The organism is Halopseudomonas xiamenensis (assembly GCF_014219065.1).
Lineage (GTDB): Bacteria > Pseudomonadota > Gammaproteobacteria > Pseudomonadales > Pseudomonadaceae > Halopseudomonas > Halopseudomonas xiamenensis.
Genome location: NZ_JACLGO010000064.1, coordinates 1 through 1,342, shown reverse-complemented (window position 1 = coordinate 1,342; position 1,342 = coordinate 1). Strand labels below are relative to the sequence as shown.

General features: G+C 52.4%; 1 protein-coding gene. It reads right to left on the bottom strand.

What is annotated here, in order from left to right:
* Window positions 1-15 precede the first annotated feature (15 nt).
* Window positions 16-1,245, bottom strand: coding sequence for an ISL3 family transposase (locus tag H6X51_RS19805; RefSeq protein ID WP_185269129.1), 1,230 nt, complete (start codon window positions 1,243-1,245; stop codon window positions 16-18).
* Between the last annotated feature and the right edge of the window lie 97 nt (window positions 1,246-1,342).

Here is a 1,342-nt window from a genome sequence, read left to right as displayed (position 1 = left end):
TTTATGGCTCTTCACTTATTCGTATGGGTTAGGTGCCATGCATAGTCCACCATAGTGAAACAGGATCGACCTCTTGAAGCGCTCCTTATTGCGAAAGCCTCGGGCTCGAACCTTCAAAGCTTGGACTTGCCTATTGATTGCTTCAGCCAATCCGTTCGAAGCCCGAAAACGCATAGCATTAAGAATCCCAAATAGCCTTTTCTCAAGCTGAGTAGCCAAGGCACTCAAGGAGCGTATACCAGTCAGTTGCGCCAACTGTATCCAGTCATTCCAAGCTGCACGAGCCCCCTTTACCCGATAGCCTTTCCAGATTTCCCGAGCCTTTTCCTTGAAGTACCAAACCAGGCCCGTATGTTTAAGGCTGTTGGAGAGCAGCTGTATTTGCTGAATCTGTTCAAGCTCAAGACTGGCGCCGTGTCTGAGCCAGGTGAAACGGCTTCTATGGATCTCCTGGCGCAGCGATTGATCCGCTTGCTTCATATCAGCCTTGCGGGTTTCGTTGAGTAGCTTGGTCAGCATCTGAGCGACATGGAAATGATCGAAAGCAATCTTGCGGTGGGCTTTCTCAATATGATCAAAAGTAGCGCGTAAGTAGGCGGGGCTCATATCCATCGAGATCGACTTGATCGCCTTCTTGCGGTTGTCCTCCAAACTGTCGTAAAAGCGCCCAAGGCTATGCTGGGAGCGACCGTCTTCTACCGCGAGTACCTGGCCCAGGCGATTGGAAACGATCGTTATGTAGTCATGCCCTTTACGGAAGGCCGTCTCGTCCACTGCCAGCTGTGATGACTCTCTTTCAGGCGTATTGGCCAGCCCCCGCTGAACCGCACGCGCCATGATGTTGTCGATGGCGGTCCAGCTCAATCGAAGTTGTTTGCTCACCGAAGAGATCGATGCAGCCCGCAGCCAGCTGATGACGAACGCTTCAAACAGCAATGTATATCGACTGTTCTGTTCAGCCCACGGCACGTTGACCGTAAGGCAGCCATGTTCAGGGCACTGAATACGAGGGACCTGAACGACCACTTGTGTTCGGAACTGACAGGTATCGAGATGGCGCCATCGCCGTTCTCGAGAGTCATAACCTGGGCAGGCGCGCCCGCAACGCGGACAGGTAAGGGGCTCATGCTTGTCTCTGTCCACTTGGACTACGACTTCCCCTTGGCTTTTGTTCAGCTCAACGCCTGTAACAAACCATGGGGAGGAAAGCCCGAGAATCTGTTCGTAAAGGCTGCATTGATCCAAGGTTACCCGCCTCTGACTGGCCTAGTTTACCCGGTCGATGGTGAGCAAAAATGACAGAGAAATAAAGGGTTACCCACCAGAAAAGGTGAAGAGCCTT